We start from the raw sequence: 2944 nt of genomic DNA on the forward strand, positions 1-2944 counted from the left end.
GAACCCGCCGACGCAGTCCGCGCCGCGCAGCTCCCGGAACCGCAGCGCCACCCGCCACGCAGCGTCGCCGTCGGCCACGTCCGGGATGAACGCCGCCTCGTCCCAGTGGTGCTTGAGCGACTTGGTGTAGTCGCGCAGCACCGCCGGTCCGCTGCCCAGCTCCGCGCGGGCCCGGTCGAAGTCGGTCCGGTCGTACCCGGCGGTCCACGCCGAGCGCGGGGTCAGCGGGGCCAGGTGGTCGTGCCAGCCTGGCAGCTCGTGCGCCCTGCGGTAGCGCAGCGGGTCGGTGCGCAGCGCCGCGCCCCGCCGCGCCAGCGCCCGCGCGAGGTCCGCGTAGTGGCCGGCGCGCACCATCCAGCCCCGGTAGACGACGTCCTCGCCCTCCGGGACGCGGGCGACGGCGCGCGCCGGGTCGGTGGGCAGCGCGTCGTGGTCCAGGAGCGCGACGGTGATCCCGAGGTCGCGGGCGGCGGCGGCCTCGGCGGCGAAGTGCTCGTCCGGGCGGCGGGGGCGCAGCGGGTCCGAGGGCACCAGCAGGATCATGGGGACAGTCTGCCGACCGGGCTGATCCGGTCGTTGCGCAGGTGCTGGTACACGACGGAGGTGCGCACGTCGGCGACCTCGGCCCGTTCGGTGAGCTTGTCCACCACGAACTGGTAGAGGTGGTCGTTGTCGGGCACGGCGACGTGCAGCAGGAAGTCCTCCGAGCCCGACGTGACGAACACGCCCAGGGTGTCCGGCTGGGCGATGGCCCAGGCGCGGAACCCCTCGATGACGCGGCGCGCGGGCGGCCGGATGCGGACCGCGATCAGCGCCTGCACTGGTCGCCCGATCGAGGGAAGGTCGACGTCCAGGATCGCGCCCTTGATGACGCCGCGCTCGCGGAGGGCGCGGGTGCGGTCGAGCGCGGTGGTCGGGGCGACGCCCACGGCGGCGGCCACGTCCCGGTTGCTCCGCCGTGCGTCGACCTGCAATTCGCGCAGGATGTTCGTATCAAGTTCGTCCACGGCGGCCTCCAGGGGCGCTCTTCCGAATTATCAGCGGATTGCTGGGCTTGCTACCGAGCATGTGCATACCATCGTCGCACAAGTTCGCACATTGCACGGAGGAAGTGGGCCCATGAGCACCGAGTCGCTGCAGTCCGCCGTCGGGTTCGCCCCCGAGGAGATCGACACCGCCGCGCCCACCAGGTCGGCCCGCCTGAAGTGGGTGGTCGTGGTGGACGAGGCGCTGCCCGCCGGGCGGGCGGTCAACGCGGCGGTGTGCGTGGCGGCGGCGACCGGCGAGGCGGTGCCCGGACTGCTGGGGCCGGACGCGGTGGACGGGACCGGGTCGGCGCACCCCGGCCTGCCGTGGGCGGGCTGCACGGTGCTGGCCGCGTCCGGCGAGCAGCTGGCCGAGCTGCGGGCCAGGGCGGCGGACTCGCTGGGCGTGCACGTGGTGGACATGCCCGTGGCCGCGCAGGAGACCAGGGTGTACGACGAGTACCTGGAGAAGGTCGCGGCGAGCGAGGCCGTGCCGTGCCTCGCGGTGAGCCTGATCGGGCCGCGCAACCGGGTCGACAAGCTGGTGAAGCGGCTGTCGCTGCTGCCCTGACCGCACCGCCCCGGCAGGCGCTCCGGGCCCCTCGTTGTCGGGGGTTGGGCCTAGCATCGCTGGTTCAACGGGAGTCGGCGGGGCGGAGGGGTCGTGGTGGGGCGGGACACGTCGGTCGCCGGGGTCGTGCAGGCCCGGTGGGGCGTGCGCCCGGAACCGGCGATCGCCCGCTACGCCGAGCCGGGCTGGCAGCTGTCGCCGCTGCCGGTGGAGAAGTCCTGCCCTGGGTGCGGCGGGGAGCTGCACGGGCTGTACCGGGCGCACCCGAGCGGCGGGAAGCAGCAGCTGCAGGCGGCGGTGGCGTGCCCCGGCTGCCCGGCGACGTTCACGCTGCGCGAGCTGAAGCTGGCGCAGCGGGCGGTGGTCGGGGACCTGAAGCCGGACGCCGTGGCGCGGCGGATGGCGGAGGACGCGCAGCTGGCGTCGCTGGCGCTGGAGGTGGACGAGCGGCCGGTCGAGGCGGAGCGGCCGGTCGAGCCCGAGCGGCCGAGGTACGTGCGCGAGGCCGACGCGCCCGAGCTGCCGGGGCCGTGGGACGTGGAGCCCGCGAACCCGTGGGCGGACGAGCCGCCGCAGCGCGCGCCCGAGCCCGAGCGGCGGCCCGTCGCGCCGGCTCAGCCGCGCGGACTCGTGCCCCGGCGGCCGGTCGAGCAGCCGCCGGAACCCGAGTACCCCCTGGACCTGGGCTACCCGGTCGAGCGCCCCGCACCGCGCGAGGAGCCCCCGCCCGCCGCGCCCGAGCTCAAGTACACCCGGCCCAGCCAGCGCGGGAAGGCCGAGGCGGACGTCCCGGTGGTGCGCCCGCGCGCCCGGCGACCGCTGAAGTTCGAGCGCAAGAGCAGGCTGCGACCGGACGACTTCGCGCGCCCCGAGGGGGACGCGCCCGCAGCGGGGGACGCGCCCGCCGAACGGCCCGACGCAAACCCCTTCGCGGAACCAGCGCCCGCGGAGCGGGCATCCGTCGAGCGGGCGCCCGTTGAACCGGCGCCCGCCGGGCAAGAACCCGCCGGGCGAGGGCCTGCCGAGCAGGCGCCCGCCGAACCCGCCCCGGTCGAGCCCCCGCAGCACGCGGACGCCGAGGAGAGCGCGCCCCTCGCGGCAGACACCGCCGAGCCCGCCGCCCGGACCACCCCGGTCGAGCCTGCCCCGGTCGAGCCTGCCCCGGTCATGCCCGCCCTAGTCGTGCCCACCACCCGGCCCACCCCCGCCGAGCCGTCCCCGCACCCCGCCCCCTCCGGTCCGGTCCTCGGCCCCCAGCCCGCGCCCGCCCGCCGCACCGCCACCGCCGTCGTCGCCGCCCGCATCCGCGCGATCCTGGCCACCACCCCGGTCCCCACCGCCGCAGCCG

General features: G+C 76.7%; 3 protein-coding genes and 1 pseudogene. 2 read left to right on the plus strand and 2 right to left on the minus strand.

Annotated features, from left to right (window positions below):
* Positions 1–543: ATP-grasp domain-containing protein (locus ACTUAL_RS18280; RefSeq protein ID WP_440901119.1), on the minus strand; the 543-nt coding region annotated here is incomplete at its 3' end.
* Positions 540–1007: an Lrp/AsnC family transcriptional regulator gene (locus ACTUAL_RS18285; RefSeq protein ID WP_096492997.1), complete on the minus strand. Its 468-nt coding sequence runs from the start codon at positions 1005–1007 to the stop codon at positions 540–542. The genes ACTUAL_RS18280 and ACTUAL_RS18285, both read right to left, overlap by 4 nt.
* A 112-nt stretch (positions 1008–1119) precedes the next feature.
* Here ACTUAL_RS18285 and ACTUAL_RS18290 point away from each other — a divergent pair, with 112 nt between their 5' ends.
* Together ACTUAL_RS18290 and ACTUAL_RS18295 are read left to right on the plus strand one after the other, a co-directional pair.
* Positions 1120–1596, plus strand: a complete 477-nt coding sequence (locus tag ACTUAL_RS18290) for a DUF2000 domain-containing protein (protein ID WP_440901120.1) — start codon at positions 1120–1122, stop codon at positions 1594–1596.
* 93 nt (positions 1597–1689) lie between these two features.
* Positions 1690–2944, plus strand: a pseudogene (locus ACTUAL_RS18295) (DEAD/DEAH box helicase); the annotation flags it as partial.

This window comes from Actinosynnema sp. (assembly GCF_052038725.1).

Coding starts and splice junctions, on each gene's coding strand:
- ACTUAL_RS18290 (WP_440901120.1), top strand. CDS start 1,120: ATGAGCACCGAGTCGCTGCAGTCCGCCGTCGGGTTCGCCCCCGAGGAG.